Annotated in this window: 20 protein-coding genes; 6 read left to right on the top strand and 14 right to left on the bottom strand. The window is 58.7% G+C overall.

Annotation, left to right across the window (positions count from 1 at the left end; translation table 11 throughout):
• Positions 1-13: 13 nt before the first annotated feature.
• From Q4481_RS18000 to Q4481_RS17990, 3 genes are read right to left on the bottom strand one after another with little or no spacing between them, the layout of a single operon-like run.
• Positions 14-1264, bottom strand: coding sequence for a sensor histidine kinase (locus Q4481_RS18000; protein ID WP_304377785.1), 1251 nt, complete (start codon positions 1262-1264; stop codon positions 14-16).
• Positions 1261-1971, bottom strand: coding sequence for a response regulator (locus Q4481_RS17995; RefSeq protein WP_304377784.1), 711 nt, complete (start codon positions 1969-1971; stop codon positions 1261-1263). The genes Q4481_RS18000 and Q4481_RS17995 overlap by 4 nt, the downstream gene beginning before the upstream one ends.
• A gap of 23 nt (positions 1972-1994) precedes the next feature.
• On the bottom strand, positions 1995-2507 hold the full coding sequence (locus tag Q4481_RS17990) for a Spy/CpxP family protein refolding chaperone (RefSeq protein WP_304377783.1): 513 nt from the start codon (positions 2505-2507) through the stop codon (positions 1995-1997).
• Between the two features lie 362 nt (positions 2508-2869).
• On the opposite strand from Q4481_RS17990, the gene mgtE reads away from it, so the two are divergent.
• Together mgtE and Q4481_RS17980 are read left to right on the top strand one after the other, a co-directional pair.
• Positions 2870-4267 carry a magnesium transporter gene (mgtE, locus tag Q4481_RS17985; RefSeq protein ID WP_304377822.1) on the top strand — a complete coding sequence of 466 codons (1398 nt, stop codon included), beginning with the start codon at positions 2870-2872 and terminating at the stop codon, positions 4265-4267.
• Positions 4268-4344: 77 nt separating this feature from the next.
• Positions 4345-4731, top strand: a complete 387-nt coding sequence (locus tag Q4481_RS17980) for a MerR family transcriptional regulator (protein WP_304377782.1) — start codon at positions 4345-4347, stop codon at positions 4729-4731.
• 20 nt (positions 4732-4751) lie between these two features.
• Here Q4481_RS17980 and Q4481_RS17975 read toward each other — a convergent pair whose 3' ends face one another.
• Genes Q4481_RS17975 through Q4481_RS17965 form a run of 3 tightly spaced genes read right to left on the bottom strand, consistent with a single transcriptional unit; the run spans position 4752 to position 6923 of the window.
• The gene (locus tag Q4481_RS17975) at positions 4752-5216 is read right to left on the bottom strand and encodes a methyltransferase family protein (protein ID WP_304377781.1); all 465 of its coding nucleotides are present in this window, start codon (positions 5214-5216) and stop codon (positions 4752-4754) included.
• Between the two features lie 26 nt (positions 5217-5242).
• A complete protein-coding gene (locus Q4481_RS17970) occupies positions 5243-6220 on the bottom strand; it encodes an acetyltransferase domain-containing protein (protein ID WP_304377780.1) in 978 nt (325 codons plus the stop codon).
• A 4-nt stretch (positions 6221-6224) separates the two neighbouring features.
• Entirely contained in the window at positions 6225-6923 is a 699-nt protein-coding gene (locus tag Q4481_RS17965) for a DUF599 domain-containing protein (protein ID WP_304377779.1), read from the bottom strand.
• A 168-nt stretch (positions 6924-7091) separates the two neighbouring features.
• Between Q4481_RS17965 and Q4481_RS17960 the strand changes: the two genes are divergently transcribed.
• Together Q4481_RS17960 and Q4481_RS17955 are read left to right on the top strand one after the other, a co-directional pair.
• Positions 7092-8489 carry an L-serine ammonia-lyase gene (locus Q4481_RS17960; protein WP_304377778.1) on the top strand — a complete coding sequence of 466 codons (1398 nt, stop codon included), beginning with the start codon at positions 7092-7094 and terminating at the stop codon, positions 8487-8489.
• 50 nt (positions 8490-8539) lie between these two features.
• Entirely contained in the window at positions 8540-8971 is a 432-nt protein-coding gene (locus Q4481_RS17955) for a DUF1489 family protein (RefSeq protein WP_304377777.1), read from the top strand.
• A 58-nt stretch (positions 8972-9029) separates the two neighbouring features.
• Here Q4481_RS17955 and Q4481_RS17950 read toward each other — a convergent pair whose 3' ends face one another.
• From Q4481_RS17950 to Q4481_RS17940, 3 genes are all read right to left on the bottom strand, one after another.
• The gene (locus Q4481_RS17950) at positions 9030-9299 is read right to left on the bottom strand and encodes a hypothetical protein (protein WP_304377776.1); all 270 of its coding nucleotides are present in this window, start codon (positions 9297-9299) and stop codon (positions 9030-9032) included.
• Between the two features lie 121 nt (positions 9300-9420).
• On the bottom strand, positions 9421-10785 hold the full coding sequence (locus tag Q4481_RS17945) for a D-alanyl-D-alanine carboxypeptidase (protein ID WP_304377775.1): 1365 nt from the start codon (positions 10783-10785) through the stop codon (positions 9421-9423).
• Between the two features lie 240 nt (positions 10786-11025).
• Positions 11026-11751: a hypothetical protein gene (locus Q4481_RS17940; protein ID WP_304377774.1), complete on the bottom strand. Its 726-nt coding sequence runs from the start codon at positions 11749-11751 to the stop codon at positions 11026-11028.
• A gap of 146 nt (positions 11752-11897) precedes the next feature.
• Between Q4481_RS17940 and Q4481_RS17935 the strand changes: the two genes are divergently transcribed.
• On the top strand, positions 11898-12215 hold the full coding sequence (locus Q4481_RS17935) for a DUF6949 family protein (protein ID WP_304377773.1): 318 nt from the start codon (positions 11898-11900) through the stop codon (positions 12213-12215).
• A gap of 150 nt (positions 12216-12365) precedes the next feature.
• Here the strand turns inward: Q4481_RS17935 and Q4481_RS17930 are convergent, their stop codons facing one another.
• From Q4481_RS17930 to parE, 3 genes are all read right to left on the bottom strand, one after another.
• Complete coding sequence (locus Q4481_RS17930) at positions 12366-12962, bottom strand: transglutaminase-like cysteine peptidase (RefSeq protein WP_304377772.1); 597 nt, start codon at positions 12960-12962, stop codon at positions 12366-12368.
• A 687-nt stretch (positions 12963-13649) separates the two neighbouring features.
• Positions 13650-14258 carry a PilZ domain-containing protein gene (locus tag Q4481_RS17925; RefSeq protein WP_377353113.1) on the bottom strand — a complete coding sequence of 203 codons (609 nt, stop codon included), beginning with the start codon at positions 14256-14258 and terminating at the stop codon, positions 13650-13652.
• Positions 14259-14354: 96 nt separating this feature from the next.
• Positions 14355-16406, bottom strand: a complete 2052-nt coding sequence (gene parE / locus Q4481_RS17920) for a DNA topoisomerase IV subunit B (protein ID WP_304377770.1) — start codon at positions 16404-16406, stop codon at positions 14355-14357.
• A 142-nt stretch (positions 16407-16548) separates the two neighbouring features.
• Here parE and Q4481_RS17915 point away from each other — a divergent pair, with 142 nt between their 5' ends.
• Positions 16549-17430, top strand: coding sequence for a phospholipase (locus Q4481_RS17915; protein WP_304377769.1), 882 nt, complete (start codon positions 16549-16551; stop codon positions 17428-17430).
• A 6-nt stretch (positions 17431-17436) separates the two neighbouring features.
• Here the strand turns inward: Q4481_RS17915 and Q4481_RS17910 are convergent, their stop codons facing one another.
• Both Q4481_RS17910 and Q4481_RS17905 read right to left on the bottom strand, forming a co-directional pair.
• Positions 17437-18120, bottom strand: a complete 684-nt coding sequence (locus Q4481_RS17910) for a hypothetical protein (RefSeq protein ID WP_304377768.1) — start codon at positions 18118-18120, stop codon at positions 17437-17439.
• A gap of 17 nt (positions 18121-18137) precedes the next feature.
• On the bottom strand, positions 18138-19664 hold the full coding sequence (locus Q4481_RS17905; RefSeq protein WP_304377767.1) for a caspase family protein: 1527 nt from the start codon (positions 19662-19664) through the stop codon (positions 18138-18140).
• Between the last annotated feature and the right edge of the window lie 178 nt (positions 19665-19842).

Genomic DNA, 19842 nt, shown 5'->3' with positions numbered 1-19842 from the left:
TCGGAGACTGAGATCAGGCAGCCGTCGCCTCGACCGGCAATTCGACGCAGAACAGGGCGCCACCGTCTTCCGGCTGACTGTAATAGGCGCGGCCATGATGCAGGCGAGCGATTTCTGCGACAAGGGCCAGGCCCAGGCCCCAGCCGCCTGCCGCCTCGCTACGCCCTTCCGGACGATAGAACGGTTCGAAGATCCGCTCGACTTCGTGTGATTTCAATCCGTTGCCATGGTCCCTGACCGTAAGGCAAACATTTCCACCGGTCACCGACAGATACACATCGATGGGCGGTTTTCCATGCCTTGCAGCATTCTGCAAGAGATTGCGGATCATGCGTCGCAGGTAGCGCTCGTTGCCGCGGATGGTAACGGAATCGCCATCGATGCTGGCATCCACGAGACTGGCTTCCTCGGCGGCGAGGGCGAGAAGATCGACGATCTGATCGGTTGCGATCGGCTGGTTGGAGCCGAGCCGACTTTTCATCAGGATCTCTTCGACCAGTTCATCGAGTTCGGCGAGGTTCTTGTCGATTTCCTGCCGCATCGAATCCGATGGATTATGCTGAAAGATCTCGCATGCCATCCTCAAGCGCGCCAAGGGGGAGCGCAATTCGTGGCTGGCATTGGCGAGCAGGCTCTTCTGCGAATTGACGAGCGCTTCGACGCGGTTGGCGGCCTCGTTGAAGGCGCGGGCGACGGTGGCGATCTCATCCTTGCCAATCACGGTGGCGCGGGCCGTGAGATCTCCCTGGCCCCATTTCTCCACGCCCAGGCGCAGAAGATCCAGTCGCCGCGTCAGATGCCGGACAGCGGGATAGGCGGCAACTGCTGTGGCCGCTGCGATCGCCAGGATGGAGAAAATCAGATTGAAGCGTGGCGGGCGCGGTGGTTCGAGCCTCAGTTTTACCAAGGTACCATCCGCGAGCGTCGCCCGAAAATCGCGCAGACGGTCGCTCGACTTTTGCGAAGGCATTTGCATCGGCTCGCGCTTCCATGCGCCGGCACCGAGCAGGAATTTGCCCTGCTTGTCGTAAAGGGCGATGTCTGCACCAAGCGCATCGGCGAGCCGATCGACCATTTCGGCGCGTTCTGGCTGGTCCTTGCCTTCCATCAGCATGACGGAGACGAAATGGTTGAGACGATCGGCAAAATTGCTTTCACCGTCGAACCGTCCGACATAGGCCATGGTTCCGATGATCACGACCACCAGCGCGAGACTCGTCAGAACGGTCAGATAGATCTTGATGTAGAGACGACTACGGATCATGGGACTGCCGGCCCCTCATCCTGATTGCGGGCGAAAAGATAGCCTGCGCCACGAAGGGTGATGATGCGCCTGGGATGTTTGGGATCTGTTTCGATCGCGGCGCGGATACGGGAAACATGCACGTCGATCGAACGATCGAAGGCTTCAAGCTCTTCGCCCTTTGTCAGATCCATCAGTTTTTCGCGGCTGAGCACCCGGCCGGGATGTTCGGCGAGCGTCAGGAGGAGCGAGAACTGATAGCCGGTTAAAACCTTCTCCTCGCCATTGACGCGGACGACGCGCTGGCCGCGATCGATTTCGAGACGGCCAAACCGCAGAATATCCTGTGGGCTCTGGCTGTCCTGCGGATTGCTGCGGCGGAGCACGGCCTTCAGACGGGCAGCCAGCTCTCGCGGGCTGAAGGGTTTGGGCACATAGTCATCCGCGCCGAGTTCCAGCCCAACGATCCTGTCGGTTTCCTCACCTTTGGCGGTAAGCATCAGGATGGGTAGGCTAGACCCGGCGCGGATGCGACGGCAGATTTCGAATCCGTCGTGATCGGGGAGCATCACGTCGAGGATAACGGCGTCGGGGGATCGCCGGGCGATTTCCTGGAGGCCAAGGTCGCCGGTCGCAGCCGTTCTGGTCTTGAAACCTGCCGATTGCAGATAATCGGCCAGCATGGCGGAAAGACGCGTGTCATCGTCAATGATCAGGACTTCCGCCATGCTCTCTTCCTTCCTGCCGAACGTTACCAGCGGCCGGGACCATCGCCCGGACCGAAATCCTCAAGTTCATCGGCCAGCTTCTTGCGCTGGTCCGGTGTCAGGATCTCTGCAGCATCGCCGATAGCCTTGGCAATCACTTTCGAACGTGCATCCATTTCGGCGACATGTTTGACGCGCAGGGCCTCGATCGCGGCACGATCGATGGTGGGTGCTTCCAGAAGCTTCAGGGCTTCATCGCGCATGGCCCGGCGTTCACTGCGTTCCGGTCGGACCTCATCGATCGTCGCGCTGACGAGGGTCTTCAATTTGGCCTTCTGTTCATCGGAGGCGCCGATATCCGTCAGGACGCGATCGGTGCGGTATTCGATGAAATCGCGCATCATGCCGCGATGGCCGAAATGTCCTGCGCCGGCAAAGGCGGCGGCGCCGGCGCCCAGAAGAGCAACGGCTGCAATGGAGCCGATAACAAGGCCGCGACGCTTCCTGGGGGCAGGGGCTGCCTGTGGAACTGCGGGCTGTTCCTGTTGGTCGGTCATGGTGTTTCCTTTCCTGTTTCGGAATTTCTATGACCTTAAAATAGGAAGCCCCTGTTTCACGTCCGTTTCGCTGCGGTAAAGTTTTGTAAATCCTGGCAGGACCGGGGGATGGGGCGTGATATGTTCTGCCATGAGTTTGATTTCATTATTGTATTACTTCGCAAAATGCGTCGCGGATGGCGCGTTTTTTCATAGACCGTTGAGGGTTTTTGGGTTAGCACGACACAGGCACGTAAACGTCCGTGAAGAGAAACAACATGTAAGCAGAAAGCAGGTCGACAGAGGCCAAGCCTCGTGCAGACCTGCAGAACAATCGGAAGAGGGGCTAAGCTATGCAAGAGGATAGCGTAGACGAACTCGAAATGGCCCCTACGCCTGATAACAGGCCTGAACTCTCGGACATCTATACCGAGGACGGGTCGGTCCGGCATGACTTCCTGATGATGGTCGGCGCAGCGATAGCTGATCGCGACGTGATCTTCCTGCGCAACAATGTCGGCCGCCTGCATATCTCCGAACTTGGCGACGTGCTCGAGGCAATCCTGCCCGAGCAGCGCATCGCGCTCATCAATCTCCTGGGCGACGAATTCGACCTTGCAGCGCTCACGGAAGTGGACGAGGCGATCCGTCTCGAGATCGTCGAACAGATTCCCAACGAGGCGATCGCAGCGGCGATCGGCGAGCTTGATTCGGACGATGCCGTCTACATTCTCGAAGACCTCGACCAGGAGGACCGCGAGGACATTCTCGCAAAGCTTCCCTTCACGGAACGGGTGCGGCTGAGGCGGGCGCTGGATTATCCGGAAAGCTCGGCCGGCCGCCGCATGCAGTCCGAGTTCGTCGCGGTGCCGCCGTTCTGGACGGTCGGCCAGTGTATCGACTACATGCGGGAAGACGAGGATCTGCCCGAAACCTTCACGCAGATTTTCGTCATCGATCCGACGTTCAAGCTGCTCGGCAACGTCGATCTCGACCGTATTCTGCGCAGCCAGCGATCCACCAAGATCGAAGACGTCATGCGCGAGATGAACCATTCCATCCCCGCTGAGATGGACCAGGAAGAAGCAGCGCAGCTCTTCCAGCAGTATGACCTTCTGTCTGCCGCCGTCGTTGATGAAAACGGCCGGCTTGTCGGCGTTCTGACCATCGACGACGTGGTTGACGTCATCCATGAAGAGGCGGAAGAGGACATCAAGCGTCTGGCCGGCGTGGGTGACGAAGAGCTGTCGGACAATGTGCTTTCGACCGTTCGTTCGCGCTTCCTGTGGCTGTTCATCAATCTCGGTACGGCCTTTCTCTCTTCATCGGTGATCGGCCTGTTCGATGCCACGATCGAGCAGATGGTGGCGCTTGCGGTGCTGATGCCGATCGTCGCTTCCATGGGTGGCAATGCCGGGACCCAGACCATGACGGTGACCGTGCGGGCGCTCGCGACGCGTGATCTCGATATCTACAATGCCGGTCGTATCATCCGGCGCGAGCTTGGCGTCGGATCCAGCAACGGTCTAATGTTCGCGATCATGGTCGGACTGGCGGCAGGGCTGATGTATCATGATGTGCAGCTAGGCGTCGTGATCGGCATTGCGTTGTTCATCAACTTCATCGCCGCTGCGATGGCCGGAAATCTGGTGCCGCTGCTCCTCAACCGCTTCGGAGCGGATCCGGCAGTCGCGTCATCGGTCTTCGTGACGATGGTGACGGACCTGACCGGCTTTTTCGGTTTCCTCGGTCTTGCGACCCTCTGGTTCGGCCTGCACTAGCCGCAATTGACGTAAATTGACTTTTACGTAAGAGTTAATATAATGCCCTCCCTGAACCGAAATGGGTGGAACCGCAAGTGACCAAGTACTACAGCATTACCGAGCTGACGCGCGAATTTGATATTTCGACGCGCACGCTCCGATTCTATGAGGACGAAGGTCTTATCCATCCCGAACGGCGGGGACGAACCCGTCTCTACAGGGTTGCCGATCGCCACCTGATCCAGCAGATCCTGCGCGGTCGCCGTATCGGTTTCACGATTGCCGAAATCCGCGAGATCATTCAGGTCTATAATGCGCCGCCGGGCGAGGCGGGTCAGTTGCGTCTTCTTCTGGCCAAGGTCGAAGAAAAGCGCGACGGATTGCGCCAGAAGCGCAAGGACATCGACGAGACGATCGGCGAACTCGACAATATCGAGGAAGCCTGTCTCAACCGTCTGGCGGAAATCGGCGTTTCCACCTGATCGAACCTGCTTCGCGCCGGTTACAGCCAGGCGCGAACGCGGCGGCGATAGCGTTCGAACTCGTAGCCGAAGCGCGCATGAAGATGCATTTCTTCGCGCCGGATGACGATGAGATGGGTAAAGGCGGCGGCTGCGAGCGCTGCTGAGACAATCCAGAGATTCTTGTAGAACAGTCCCACCCCGATGACCGCCAGCGTATAGCCGAGATAGGTCGGATTACGGGAAAACTGGAACGGACCACAGGTGACCAGATGGCTGGCGCAGCGGTTCGGCAACATCGTCGTGCCGCGACGATAGAGGGTGAACAGAGCCCAGAGATCGAGCGAAATGCCGGCGACAAAGAACAGGATGCCGACCAGACGATAGGTCGAGCCTGCAATCAGCAGCGGATAGACTAGCTGCAGGGCCAATCCGCCGAAAGCGGCGCCAACATAGACGAGCGGTGGCCAGGGGAAATTCAGGGGTCTTGCGCGGTAGGCATTCATGCAATCAGTCCTTCCGGAGGCAGCCCTCATTCGAGGGCTGGTACAGAGCATTGAACGGCAATGGCCTTGATCCTCTCATCATGCTCTGCCGAGATTGCCCCGGACTGGAATGCTGAAAAAAGATTTTGCGCCTGCAGTTCTTCCAGCGTGCATTGGCAAAAGACCCGACAAAGCGCCTTGTCCTGTTCCTTGCTGCAGCCCGCCACGCAGCTTTCCAGATAGGATGCGACCGGATCTGCCTGCGGTGCGGGCACGATCTGCGAAAACATCCAGAGAAGAGCGATCAGCACCGGCTGGTGAACCAGATATAAGGTCAGACTGTGGCGGCCGAAAAAGACAAGCAGACGACTCACAGGATTCTTGCCACTTATCCCTTGTGCAAAATGCCGCAGGGCCGCCGTAGCCGTGGAACTCTGGCCGAGCGCCATGCCGAGAAGGAACGGGCAGAGCCAGGGCAGGATCGGCACATAGTCGAACGACAGTCTCGTTTCGGTGGAAAGGCCGACCCACCAGAGCCAGGGCGTGTTGAAGCTCTCTGATGCAAAATAACGCGGCGCCAGAAAGGCGAGCGCGGCAAGGATCACGTTGAACCAGGCCGGAAGCCGGAGAGCCAGAAGCCCGATGACGCTCATGGCGGCAATGGCGTGCAGGATTCCGAAAAAGATCAATCCCTGCGGCATCGCCAGAGCACTCGCCAGACTGACAAGGGCAGCTGCAGCAACGATTTTGCCGAGGCGAATGAGGTAGGCGCGGGCGCGAAAGCCCTGTTCATGCCCGAGCACCATCGACAGGCCGGCGAGAAAGAGGAAGGTCGAGGCGATGCATCGCGCATAGATCTTCGGCCAGCCGGTGGCCGGGTAGGAGGGATCGAGATAGCCAAAATCCCCGAGATCCCAGAGGAAATGGTAGCTCGCCATGGCAATGAGCGCTGTGCCGCGCAGGATGTCGAGGAGCAGAATGCGGCGCTTGGGGGCCGCCTCAACGGTCGTGGTCTGTTCGGTCATTAAATCACTTTGTCGGCTCAAGATCGCGAATGATCACGTCGCGGGCGTCGGAGAAAAACTGACGGCGCAAAAGGATCAGGATCACGAAGGCGGTCACGGCCATGAAAACCCAGGCATTGATGAACCATCCGAGATAGCCGATCGACAGGAATGTGGCGCGCAGGCCGGCATTGAAGTTTTTTGCGGCGATGATGTTGATGTCGATGACACGGTCGGCGGCCATTTTTGTGGCGATCTCGTCGCGTCTTGCGTCGCCCGTCATCGGAATGGCGCCAAACAGGATCGAGCAATAGTTGAAGAGCCGGTAAGCCCAGCCGAACTTGAAATAGGAATAGCCGAAGATTGCGGCGAGGCCGCCGACCTTCAGCTCATAGGCGGTCCGGCCGCCGTGAAAAACGTAAGGCAGGTCGGAGAAGATCGCCTGGACCTGTTCGGTTGCGCCCAGAAGTGCAAAACAGCCACCGAGCGCGAAGATTGCGGTGGAAGCGAAAAAGGCGGTGCCGTTCTGCAGGCCAGCGATGATCTGTGTATCGATCATCTTGAGGTCGCGGGTCAGCGAATTGCGGATCCAGCGTTCGCGATGGATCGCCATGCCGCGGGTCAGGCTCATGCGCTTGAAATTGCGCTTTCCATCGGTGAGCCAGTTGAAGGCCCACCAGAGTGTGATGAAGACGACGAGTGCGCAATAGTCCAGTACGCTCATGTTTCTCTCTGAGTCCGGTTGTCATCGGTCGTTCAGGGGCGCAAGCGCTGTCGCAGGTCCCATGTCGCCCGCGTGGCAGTGCGTGCCGGAGTTCCGCTACCACATTCTGATGACAGGATGCTAATTTGACGATTCATAATGCCTCGGTTCGACCGAAGAGGGGATAGCATGTTTCTTTCCGTGTTTGATGTGTTCAAGATCGGCATCGGCCCGTCAAGCTCCCATACGATGGGACCGATGACGGCGGCGAATCTTTTTCTGAAACTCATCCTGTCATCAGACTGGCCGCGCCCGGTCGGCGCCCAGATTGCGCATATCAAGGCGAGCCTGCACGGATCCCTGGCCCATACCGGCATCGGGCATGCATCCGACCGCGCCGTCATTCTCGGACTGATGGGCCAGACAGCGGAAACGATCGACCCCGATGCGATGGACGAGATGGTCGCCTCGGTCGAAAGGTCGGGCCGTATCAACCCGGATGGTCACCCCGGATACCGGTTCCGGCCGAAGGACGATCTGCTGCTCGACAAGAAGAACCCGTTGCCGGGCCATGCCAACGGCATGACGTTCAGTGCCTTCGATGCTTCGGGCCGGCTGCTGCTCAAGCAGATCTACTATTCGATCGGCGGTGGTTTCGTTGTCACCGACACCGAACTGGAAAAGATGCGGGCAGCCAAGGACAAGGAGAGCCAGAAGGTTCCCTATCCCTTTGCCACGGCCCAGCAGATGCTGGACATGGCGCGCCGCTCCGGCCTGACGATCGCGCAGATGAAACGCGCCAACGAGGAGGCGACGATGGGCCGCGAGGCTCTCGACGCCAAGCTCGACAAGATCTGGGATGTGATGCGCAGCTGTATCGATCGCGGTCTTGCTGTCGAGGGCATCATGCCGGGCGGATTGAAGGTTCGCCGCCGCGCCAAGCAGATCCATGACAAGCTCAATGAAGAGTGGCGCTCCAACAAGGCCAATCCGTTGCTCGCCAATGACTGGCTGTCCGTCTATGCCATGGCGGTGAATGAAGAAAACGCCGCTGGAGGCCGCATCGTCACGGCGCCCACCAATGGTGCCGCCGGCGTCATTCCGGCGACAATCCGCTATTACGAGCATTTCCATGAGGATTGGGATCAGGATGGCATCCGTGATTATCTGCTGACGGCAGCAGCGGTCGGTGGCATCATCAAGCACAATGCCTCGATTTCCGGTGCGGAAGTGGGGTGCCAGGGCGAGGTGGGTTCGGCTGCTGCCATGGCTGCGGCCGGTCTTGCCGCCGTCATGGGCGGAACTCCCGAGCAGATCGAAAATGCCGCCGAAATCGCCCTCGAACACCATCTCGGCATGACTTGTGATCCGGTCGCCGGGCTCGTCCAGGTCCCCTGTATCGAGCGCAATGCGCTCGGCGCGGTCAAGGCGGTGACGGCAGCCTCGCTGGCGCTCAAGGGCGATGGCACCCACTTCGTGCCACTCGATGCCTGTATCGAGACCATGCGGCAGACCGGCCACGACATGAGCGAGAAATACAAGGAAACGTCGACCGGTGGTTTGGCCGTCAATGTGGTGGAATGTTGATAGCGCTTATTGGCTGTTGACGTGAGGAACCGGATCGGGAATGGAAGGGCATGGCCCTCAACCTGATCAAACTTTGTGTCGGCGCTGACTCCCTTGACGATCTCAGGGAGTGGGTAAACGAGCGCTCGCTCCATGCTCTTGCCAACGGCCTGGAGCCACATTCATCGCACACCACGCGCATGGTGCCCAAGCGGAAGGACGATTTGCTCGCCGGCGGTTCGCTCTACTGGGTGATCAAGGGGCAGGTGGCGGCCCGGCAAAGGCTGCTCGATATCGTCGAATTCACCGGCGATGACGGTATCGGTCGTTGCCATCTGGTGCTGGGGCCAGAAGTTATCGAAACGCTGCCGCAACCCAAGCGGCCCTTTCAGGGCTGGCGTTATCTCGAGACCAAGGATGCACCGGCGGACCTTTTTGGAGCCGGCGCTGGCGATATGCCGGCCGATCTCAAGCGCGAACTGGCGCAACTCGGCTTGCTCTGAGCGGTCGCAACGGTCGACCGTCGTTTTCAAGCCAATTCTCGATCAGCGCCATTCTCGATCAGCGAATGCGAAGCCTGAGCGGATGTTTGCCCGAGGGTGTCCGGACATGCAGATGCAGGCTGGCGCGTGGTTGCGTGAGACGCCAGGCGCGGGCGCCATGACCCATGAGCATGGCGACGAGATCGCGCGTCTTGGCCGATGGTTTGCCGCGTCCGAGGCTGGCGATCCGGAGAGCGGCCTCGTGCAACGGATGCAGGCCTGTGTTGCGCGCTGCCTTGCGGGCGTTGCCGGCTTCCGGGGGCAGGTTGGTATTTTCGTTCTGGGCCATCATCAACCTCGTACGCAAAACAATCGAGGATCACATTTCAGTCAGCCAAGACGAAGACCGACCGGTTACATCACTTCCGTCCAACGAAAAACGGCCGACATCGTGCCGGCCGCTCTCCAAATCACTGCAGGCTTGCCCAGCAGCCGATGCCCTTGCGCTTCAGGGCCTTGCAGGCATTGACTGCTGCATCCTGCCCGGAGAAGCCGCCGAAACGGGCGCGGTAGACCTGCTCATTGCCCTTCACATAGGCAACGGTGAATGGGGTGGCGGAACGCAATACCTTTCCGCCTTTATCCTGCGCTTTCTGCAGGAGTGCCATGGCCTCCTTCTTGCCCGGCGCGGCGCCAACCTGGATTACCCAGCCCTTGGAGCCATTGTCGGTGGAGGCAGTCGTCAGTTCATCGACCTTGTTGTTGTCATTGGCGACCGGGGTGGCCGGGATCGGCGCGTCTTCCACTGCGGTCGTCTTCGGCAGTTCAATGGCGCTGGTTTCGGCGATCGACGCAACCTTCGTTTCGCGGGCCGATTTCTTGATCACCACTTCCTCTTCGTAGCGAACATCCGGAACCGGGCCATTGGTCGGCAGTTCGATCGCACGGGTGGCGCTGGCGACTTCGACATCGTCCTGCTTCACGGGTTCGGCATAGGCGAGAACTTTTTCAGAAACCGGTCTTTCAGAGGCCACGAACGCATCTGCATCGCCACCGCGACGGCTGGCCTTCGGCAGATAGGCCTGCACGAGCCGCGTCATCTTGGCGTTACGGGCGGCACCCGAGGGGCTTCCAAGAACGACGGCGACAATCGAGCGGCCATCGATCTGCGCCGAGGTGGCCAGGTTGAAGCCAGCTGCGCGGGTGAAGCCGGTCTTGATGCCATCGACACCCTTCACAGCGCCGAGCAGACGGTTGTGGTTGCCGATGACCTGACGGCCATATTTGAAGCTGCGGGTGGAGAAATAGCCGTAATACTGCGGGAAATGCTTGCGCAGCGCGGCGCTGAGCTTGGCCTGATCGCGCGCCGTGGTGACCTGACGTGCATCGGGAAGACCGTTGGCATTGTGATAGACGGTGCGCGTCATGCCGAGCGCGCGCGCCTTGGCCGTCATCATCTTGCCGAAGCGCGGCTCGGTGCCGCCAAGGAATTCTGCGAAAGCCGTGGCGCAATCGTTGGCCGAGCGCGTCACGAGCGCCAGGATTCCCTGTTCGACGGTGAACGTCTGTCCGGAACGAACCCCGAGCTTGGAGGGGGCTTGCGCAGCGGCATGTTTGGAAACCGGGACCGGGGTCCGAAGCGAAATCCGTCCGGATTCCAGAGCATCAAAGACCATGTAGAGTGTCATCATCTTCGTGAGCGATGCCGGATAGCGCAGGCCATCGGGATCTTCCTGGAACATGACCTTGCCCGTGCGGGCATCAACGACGATGCTGGCCGGTTTCGGGCCAGCTTCAGCCTGATGGGTCGGCGACATCACAAGAACAGCTGCCATCGCGATAGGAGTAACGATTTTTGCGAAGGAGCGGCACATTCCCTTAAGGGCGGGAAACAGAAGCTTGGATTGAGGCACAACGATACTCGACAATTTATGTTGCAACTTCCGGGGCAAGGTCCGGCAGAACTTAGTAAAAAGATGTAACCCCGATAGCGTTACCAATCGGTTTATGAATGCATGCAGAATCCTGAATATGTGCAATTGCGAGAAACTTTTCGGCCAGCCGGCCGTGACGTTTCAGGGCACCTGTGTGCCATTGCCGGACTCGATTGCCCGGTCTGCGAAAGCGACCATCGCCTTGTCGATGTCCGCCCAATGATCGAGAAGACGGGAAGAAAACCGGTAAAGCAGGGTCAGATCTCGGCCAACATGGATATCGCGCTGGCAGTCGGCGGAACTGGACGGCGCCCCGTCGCGCGGCAGGATGCAGCGCACAACATAGGGCCGTTCGCCCTTGCGCTCTGCCGTCAGGATCTGTTCGCTGCCATAGCCGCTTTTCGGATCGAGTTCATGGATGGTCAAGCCGCCAGGGCCAGGGCTTTCCTTGCCGGTAAACAGACGTTTATAAATCGGCTCAAGGCGTCCCGACATGTCGCGTGACATGATGCTCTGACTAAATTCAGCGAATATGACGCTGTCGGTGCTGTTCTTGTCGGTGAAGAGTGCCGCATTTTCCTGGCTATAGCCTTGCAATCCCGGCCAGACGAGCGCGAGATGGACTGCATCTTGGCGACCCGATTGGCGTTCGGAGGCAAAGCGTAGCATGTTTGCCGGCAGTTTCAGCACATCCTGACCCACGATCAGGTGAAGAGGCGACGTCTCGTCGGTGAAATCCTCGCGTGCCAGCGTTTTGCCCAGCATATGGCCGCCAATGGTCATCCCGATCATCAGCAGCGCCATGAGCGAAATTGCGATGAGAATTCTGACCAGCAGCCTGTTGGACAGAATATGGTCGCTGGTCACACGATCATCCTCCGGCTCCTTGCCTTTCATCGATGCTTGGCACGACTAAACGGTCTCAATCCTGTGCCAGACTGGAGCATGCACGGGTGGCACGAAGCTTGCTGGGCGAAGCTTGTAAAAACCTTGAACGGATAGGCTTGGAGAGCATGAATTCAGGTGATGTGTTTGTTTCCCTGGTTGTCGGCTTTGCGGTACCGCTTGCCATAGCCGATCTTGCCAAGGCCCTGTTGGACCAGCGTCTGCCGGTTCAGAGCAACAGCATTCAACTGGAGCGCCGATTTGTCGTCTGGTTTCTGGCGCTCATTGCCGGACCGGGCTTTCTGGTCGATCGTCTGGCCGAAGTCTGGCGTGAAGGCAAGGTGAGCCGCCAGGATCTTGCCTGTGGCGTCATTGTCGCATTCGGCTGGGCGTGGATCTACGGGCTCGTCGTTCTGGGATTTGTTCGCAAAATCGAACTTCTCTAGGCTCGGCAGCATCCAAAAAAAGAGCCGGCCCCGGGGACAACGGGGCCGGCAACGACCGGATCTGGGGGACGGGGATTGGACTGATCCGGCCGGAACTCTGTCTATGATTGGCTCAACTGCTCCGGGCGACCGGTGCAGTTGGTGCCAGAATTACATGGCGCCAAGGGCTGGCGAATGGTCATCGTCGATCTTCACCCACTGACCGGCATTCCTGGTCGATTGGCGCTTGAGGAATGTATATTCGGTGTCCGACCACAGAAGGACCTTGTTGCGCATATTGTCGAGAACGAAGTCGCCGCGGTCGGTTCGAACCGTGAGTACAGCATGGCCATCACCATTTGGCTGCAACACCACGGTGATCAGAAGATTGGCCGGAGACACGCCGCGATCCATCAGCATCTTGCGCTTGAGAAGAACATAGTCCTCGCAATCGCCAACCGAGGTTGGCATGGCCCAGACCTCTTCCTTGCCGAAGATCTCCTGATCGGTTAGCGGCTCGATCTTAGAGTTGGCATCGTAGTTGACCTTGAGAATGGTCTTCCACAATTTCTCGGTCAGTTGCAGCGGACCGCTGTCGGAGCCGTTCGAGCCACATTCATTGCCGTTGATCATGCAATATTCATAATGGCCGATCGGCGGATTGGTCTTGCCGGCCGTGTTCATGTTGGGTGAGGCCGCGAATGTCACGGTGCTGATCGTGGCGGCCAGGATTGCGAGAATGCCCTTCCATGCGACTTTGTTTTTCATTTTTCGTCTCCCCGTCTGAGATGGGGAAACTATGGCAGGCACTATTTTATCGGTCGCGAAATTCCGAAGTAAAATAAAGTATTGATTTGAGTATATTGAATATAAAGCTCGATCATTACTTTAGTAAAAATATCTTAAAACAATACGAGAATTGAAATAAAACAAGATGCATTATTGAGGAAAATTGTCGCGAAATTTGCTTCAAATTGCAGCCGGTTTGCGCGAACGGTCTGATTTGATTGATGGTTTTTGATCGAACGAAGACGCTTGAACCCGCTAGCGACGCTCGGACGTCGCGCGGAGCAGGCGCTGCCCAATGCTGCTTAATTCTGTAGCGGGATCGTAACACGAGCTGTTTCAGCGCCAAAACAGGACAAATCGGGGTCAAAACAGCCCGGAATTATTTTCAAAATGGCACGACTTTTTTTGAGTGAGGGCGGAAAAAGCGGCAAAATCCGGGCGAAAATAGGATCAGGAACTGAAAGCGATGCCGTTTCGCGGTGAGATGGGGCGCCGAAGGCGTTTATCAGGCCTTTGAAACAGGGAATGTTTAACAACGTTCCGTGTTGGCATTTTAGGTTTGGCTGACGCGAAGAATGGGCTTGCCCAAGCAAAAGGCCGAGGTCTCATGGACGCCCGGCCTCAAATATTATGGTAGAGTTATGCGGCCGGTTCGCCCGGTCTTGATCAGATGTACTTTTCGAGGCTTTCGCGCGACAGCATGACCGAGAACTCGACCGCCACGCCTTCCTGGAAATGACGGACGATCCGGCCGCGCATATGGCCAAGCCGAACCGGAGTGCCGATTGCGGGCCTGAAATCGATTTCCACGGCGGCGCCGGAAAGCGACAGGTCGATGATCTTGCAGGGAAAGACGCGACCGTCATCCAGCCCGATTTCGCTGCGCGTATTACGTGGCATCAGGCGCTCGTGGCGACGATCCTCCGGCAGGCCGAGAGCCGTCTTGTTGGCCATCCAGTTCAGTTGGGCGGCAAGCTTGTCGCGCTTGCGATCGGTTGCGATCAGGCGAATGACGAAGCCATGCTCGATATGGCCTGTAACCGTGCCTTCGAGACGTCCCAGATGTTCGATATAGGCGACAATGCGTTCGCCGACATTCGGGAAGGCATTGCAATGGAAATGAACTTCGTTCGGCGACATTTCGATCGCACGGCAATCATGTTCTGAAAAATCCGAACGCATCAGTCGACCGGGCAGCTTCACGGACACAAGTCCGTTGCCCTGGTCGCTGGCCTGAAAGGCTGCTCGAGGATCGGATGGCATTGCTGAATACATCATGAGGACCTTTATTCTCCGTCCCCCAGACTAAGCCACTCCAGTTAACATAGGGTTTTTGGAATCAAAATCGTCCAACTTTGTTCGCTTCCGGGATCAGATGTCGAGATTCTCGGCAAAGGCGGATCGCTCCTGGATGAAGCGGAAACGGGCCTCGGGCTTGGTTCCCATCAGGTTGTCGACTGCTTCGCGCGTGCCCTCGTAATCGATTTCGTCAATCTCGACCCGCAGCAAGGTCCGCGTCTTCGGATCCATGGTCGTTTCCTTGAGCTGCGCCGGCATCATTTCGCCCAGTCCCTTGAAACGACCGATTTCGACCTTCTTGCCCTTGAAGACGGTTTCCATCAGTTCCTGGCGATGGCGGTCATCGCGCGCATAGAGCGTCTTGGCGCCCTGGCTGATGCGATAAAGCGGCGGCACGGCGAGGAAGAGGTGCCCCTTGCGGACCAGTTCCGGCATTTCCTGATAGAAGAAGGTGATCAGGAGCGAGGCGATATGGGCGCCGTCGACGTCGGCATCGGTCATGATGATGATGCGTTCGTAGCGCAGTTCGTCTTCGCGATATTTCGATCTTGTGCCACAGCCGAGCGCCTGGATGAGGTCGGCAATCAACTGGTTGGCCGAAAGCTTGTCGCGACCGGCACTGGCAACGTTGAGGATCTTGCCGCGCAACGGCAGAATGGCCTGGTTGGAACGGTTGCGCGCCTGTTTGGCGGAGCCGCCGGCCGAATCGCCTTCGACGATGAAGAGTTCCGCGCCCTCGGCCGTGTTCTGCGAACAATCGGCGAGCTTTCCGGGCAGTCGCAGCTTGCGGACTGCCGTCTTGCGGTTGACTTCCTTTTCCTTGCGCCGGCGCATGCGCTCTTCGGAGCGCTCGATCACCCATTCGAGCAGCTTGTCGGCTTCGGAAGGATTATCCGTCAGATAATGGTCGAACGGATCGCGGATGACGTTTTCGACGATACGCTGGGCTTCGGCACTGGCGAGCTTGTCCTTGGTCTGGCCGACGAATTCGGGTTCGCGGATGAAGACCGACAGCATGCCGGCGACCGAGATCATCACGTCATCGGTGGTGATGCCGGCCGCGCGCTTGTTGCCCTTGAGTTCGGCATAGGCTTTCAGCCCCTTGGTGAGCGCGATGCGCAAGCCGGCTTCATGGGTGCCGCCTTCCGGGGTCGGGATCGTGTTGCAATAGGAATGCAGCATCATGTCGCCGCCATACCAGGTCACGGCCCATTCGACCGAACCGTGACCACCGGGCCGTTCGGTCTTGCCGGAGAAGATATCGCGGGTGACGGTAAAGTCCTTGCCGATCTGGGCCGCCAGATAATCCTTGAGCCCGCCCGGGAAGTGGAAGACCGCCTTTTCCGGGATTTCGGTCCCCGTCACCAGTTCGGGCGCGCAGGACCAGCGAATTTCGACGCCGCCAAAAAGATAGGCCTTCGAGCGCGACATGCGGAAGAGGCGGCCGGGATCGAATTTGGCGTGATTGCCGAAAATCTGCGCATCGGGATGGAAACGGACGCGCGTGCCGCGGCGATTGTGGATCTCGCCGAGATCCTCGAGCGGGCCTTGCGGAATGCCGCGCGAAAAACGCTGGCGATAGAGCCGCTTGTTGCGGGCCACTTCGACTTCGACGAAATCGGAAAGCGCATTGACCACCGAGATACCGACGCCGTGCAGACCGCCCGATGTTTCATAGGCCTTGCCATCGAATTTGCCGCCAGCATGTAACTTGGTCATGATGACTTCGAGGGTCGATTTTCCGGGAACCTGCGGATGCAGCTCGACCGGAATGCCGCGGCCATTGTCGGTGACGGTGAGATAGCCGTTGGCATCGAGATTGACGTCGATGAAATTCGCATGGCCCGCGACCGCCTCGTCCATCGAATTGTCGATGACTTCGGCAAAGAGATGGTGGAGCGCCTTTTCGTCGGTACCGCCGATATACATGCCCGGGCGCATGCGCACCGGTTCGAGCCCTTCGAGCACGCGAATGGCAGAGGCATCGTAATCATCGCTCTTCTGCGGTGCCTGCGGAACAGCGGCTGCGCGTGTGGGTTCTGGCGCAATCGGTTCGGCTGCCGCCGGCTTTTCGACACGGGGCATGTCAGGGATGGCAGAAAAAAGGTCGTTGCCGTCAGTCATGGGTCTCGTTTCACAAGCGTCGGAGGGAGGCGAATCAGCCGATTCTGCCAGAATGCGCCTCATTTCGCGAATGCGAGGAGGATTGCTTTCTCGTCGCCGGGATGGCAAGGCGCTGGGGTCGTAACTTCCCGGAACGCACAGGATGTCCACAGTTCGTTGGCCTCGCGCCATTGTCGCCCTTCCCATTTTGCTGGTTTTCGGCGCGGTCGCCTCTGCTACAGCCGAACTCAAGCCCTACAAGGACGAGCTGTTCGCCTATCCGGCAATCCTCGAAACGCGTGACGGCGGAAATTTCCTCAAGGTCGATTACCAGGAACTGCGTGACATCAACGAGCGCGACGAAGTGCCGGAGCGGCGGGTGAGGGGGCGTTACGTTTCGCTCAAGCCGAAGTCGGCGCAGGAAAACGAAACGTTAAGCGCTGACGGGCGCAGGCTCGATGTCATGCGTGTCGGCAATGTCGAAAATGCCGCATTCGCCGTCATTTTCCTGCATGGTCGCGGTGGCGACCGCCGGCTGGGTGCCAACGACTATTCGTTCGGCGGCAATTTCAACCGGCTCAAGAACCTCGCCATGCAGAATGCCGGGGTCTATTTCGCGCCGAGCGTACGGACCTTCGATGCGGAAGGTGCCGCCGATATCGCCATGCTGATCCGGCATATCCGGGCCAATGCGCCGGGCGCCAGGATCGTTCTTTCCTGTGCATCGATGGGCAGCTTCGTCTGCTGGTCGATCGCGCGCGACAAGGATGTGGCAGGCCAACTTGCGGGCATGATGATCATGGGCGGCGTCACGGATCCCGATTTCCGCAAGACGGCCGCCTATGCAGCAAGGCTGCCGATGTTTTTCAGCCATGGATCGTCCGACAGCGTCTATCCGGCAGCGGACCAGATTGCGCTCTACGAAAGTCTCTCCAAGGAGAAATATCCGACGCGGTTCGTTCTGTTCGAAACCGGATCGCACGGAACCCCGATCCGGATGACGGATTGGCGTGACAGTCTCAACTGGCTGTTCGAGGCGCGCTGAACGCGATCACGATCGCAGGAGCACCTTCGTCGAATCGACCGCCGTCGAGATCTGCTGATAGTGAAGATAGCGGCGTTCGGAATTCTCGCTGGCACGTAAGAGCGTCGTCTTTGCCTCTTCGATCACCGCAGTTGCCTGTTCCATGGCGCGGGGGACGGCATCCTTGCGAATGGCCGTATAGCTGCGGGTTTTCTTGAAGCGCGGATTGGCGTTCTTCTGCGCTTGCAACTTCGGTTTTGACCTATCCGCATTTTCGGAGACGATTGCCGCCAGCTTGCGGCTGGCCTGTCGGAGCACGCGCTCGGTTTCGACATATTCGCTGTTTTTCGGCAGGCTGTCGGCAATCAGGTCCAGGCCCTGGCGCAGGCAGTCGATCCGGTAGACGTCGTCATAGGTCGAGCATTCACCCACCACCGCCCGCAGATCGAGGACGATCTTGCGCGTCGTCATCCGGTTGAGCGCATTGTATTCCAGCCCCGGGCCGTCGTTCCCGTAGGTCTCGTTGTCTGGTGTGTCGACGGTCTGGTGCGGCGGCGACATGTTCATGGCTGCGAGAATCAGGCTGTCCACGTCCCGAACGGGCGCGTTCGGCACCAGATGAGGAATCGCGGCGAAGGAGGGGCTGCCGACGAGGCTGAGGCTCCCTGCAACGACAAGTGACATGCCTTTCAACAATGGACGCATCGTCATAGGTGGAATACCTCTCCTCAATCAGTGGTCTCGCCATAGGCGATCCGCATGCTTCGCTGGGTGCCCTGGCCGAAGGCGCCGTCGATGCTGCCTTTGTAGAAATTGTTCTTGGCCAGTTCGGCCTGCAGCGCCTTGCGCGTTTCCGGCTTGAACTGGTTCGGGCGGTTCGTCAGCTGTTCGAGAACATCCTTCACCCCGGAACGAAGGGCCGCATAAAGATAGCGGGCCGCATCTTCCGGACCCTTTCCGGCGACGACGCCATCATCGATCAAGGCGGCGGCATTGAACATGGCCTGCGGATGCCGAAGGTCAGCCGCTTTCAAGAACAGGTCGACGGCCTTCTGCGGGTCGCGTTTCAGGCCGATGCCGCCCTGATAGTACAGAAAGCCGAGATCGTTGATCGCGTCGGCAAAACCAAGTTCGGCCGATTTCTGATAGAGCCGGAGCGCTTCGTCGAGGTTTTGCGGCGTGCCGATGCCCTTTTCATAGAGCTTGGCAAGCTCGAACATCGCTTCGGGCTCGCCATTTTTTGCAGCGGCGGAGAACATGGCGACGGCGCGTTCTGGCTTGAAGCGGGATTTTTCCGGATTGAGCGACATATAACCCAATCCAAGCATGGCGCGGACATTGCCGTCTTCGGCAAGCGAGGCCAGCTGCATTTCCTGGTCTGCCGCCAGTGCGCTCCAGGCCTTGGTACGATCCGAAAGAGCCGCAACATTGATGTCGGAACCGCCGAGGAAATAGGGGATGCCAGAGAGGGAGCCGTAGAAGTGTGGCTCCTGCTTGTTCTTGGTGGCGATCAAAACTGCATCGCGCACGCGACGAAACACCATGCCGATCTCGACATTCGGCGTCGGCAATTCGCTGATGAGTGCGCGGGCAAACGGGCTGTGGCCGCCTTCGCCATCAAGCGCGACTTCGCCTTCCTTGGCGGCATAAACGACCAGCATGCCCTTGTCGGGCGAGGGGGCCGCAAGACCGCCCTTGCGCAGTTCCCCGGCAACCCCCGTGACATAAGTGGCATCGCCAGCCTTGGCCACTTCCTGGACCGGCCATGTGGCGAAGGGATTGTTGCGGCAGGAATCAAGGATGACCACGCGCAGCTTGCGGGCATTTTCGACCGCTTCGAGGAGATTGCGCAGCGTAATCGCCTGCGAGCCGATATCTTCCGGTTTCCGGATATTCACATCGACCGGGATCAGAAAATTCTCGCCGCTCAGTTCGACGCCATGACCGGCATAATAGATCATGGCGATATCGGCCGTTTCCGCCGTGACGGAAAATCGGTTGACCGTTTCGACCAGATCCTTGAGCGGCAGATCGATCGCGGTTTCAACCTGGAAGCCGAGCGCTCGCAGCGTTTTCGAGATTTCGCGCGCGTCGTTTTCGGTGTTGGCAAGTGCGGGAATGTTGGCATAGCGCGCCATGCCGATCACGAGCGCCACGCGAGGCGCTGCGGCATTGGCGGTGCCCGGAACAAGGACCGATAGCGAGAGGAACAACAGGCAAAGGACTGCCGCCGATATGCGCGCTGTTCTCTTCATGTTTCCAGCTTTCGCTCGTGGGCTTCTCAAGTTGCTTTCAGCCATCCGCGTAACGGCTCATCTTCCGGTTTTATTCACGCATTCCATTGTGTCAATTCTTCCGGCTCCGATCGACGGAAGTTTAGCTTGCGGCTTTTTCCGCCTTTCTGCTAGGGCAACGACAGGATTTTTACGTGAG

It is taken from the genome of Fluviirhizobium alvei (assembly GCF_030551875.1).
In the GTDB taxonomy this organism is placed as follows: Bacteria; Pseudomonadota; Alphaproteobacteria; order Rhizobiales; family Rhizobiaceae; genus Rhizobium_E; species Rhizobium_E alvei.
This window is presented reverse-complemented; position numbering and strand designations above follow the sequence as displayed.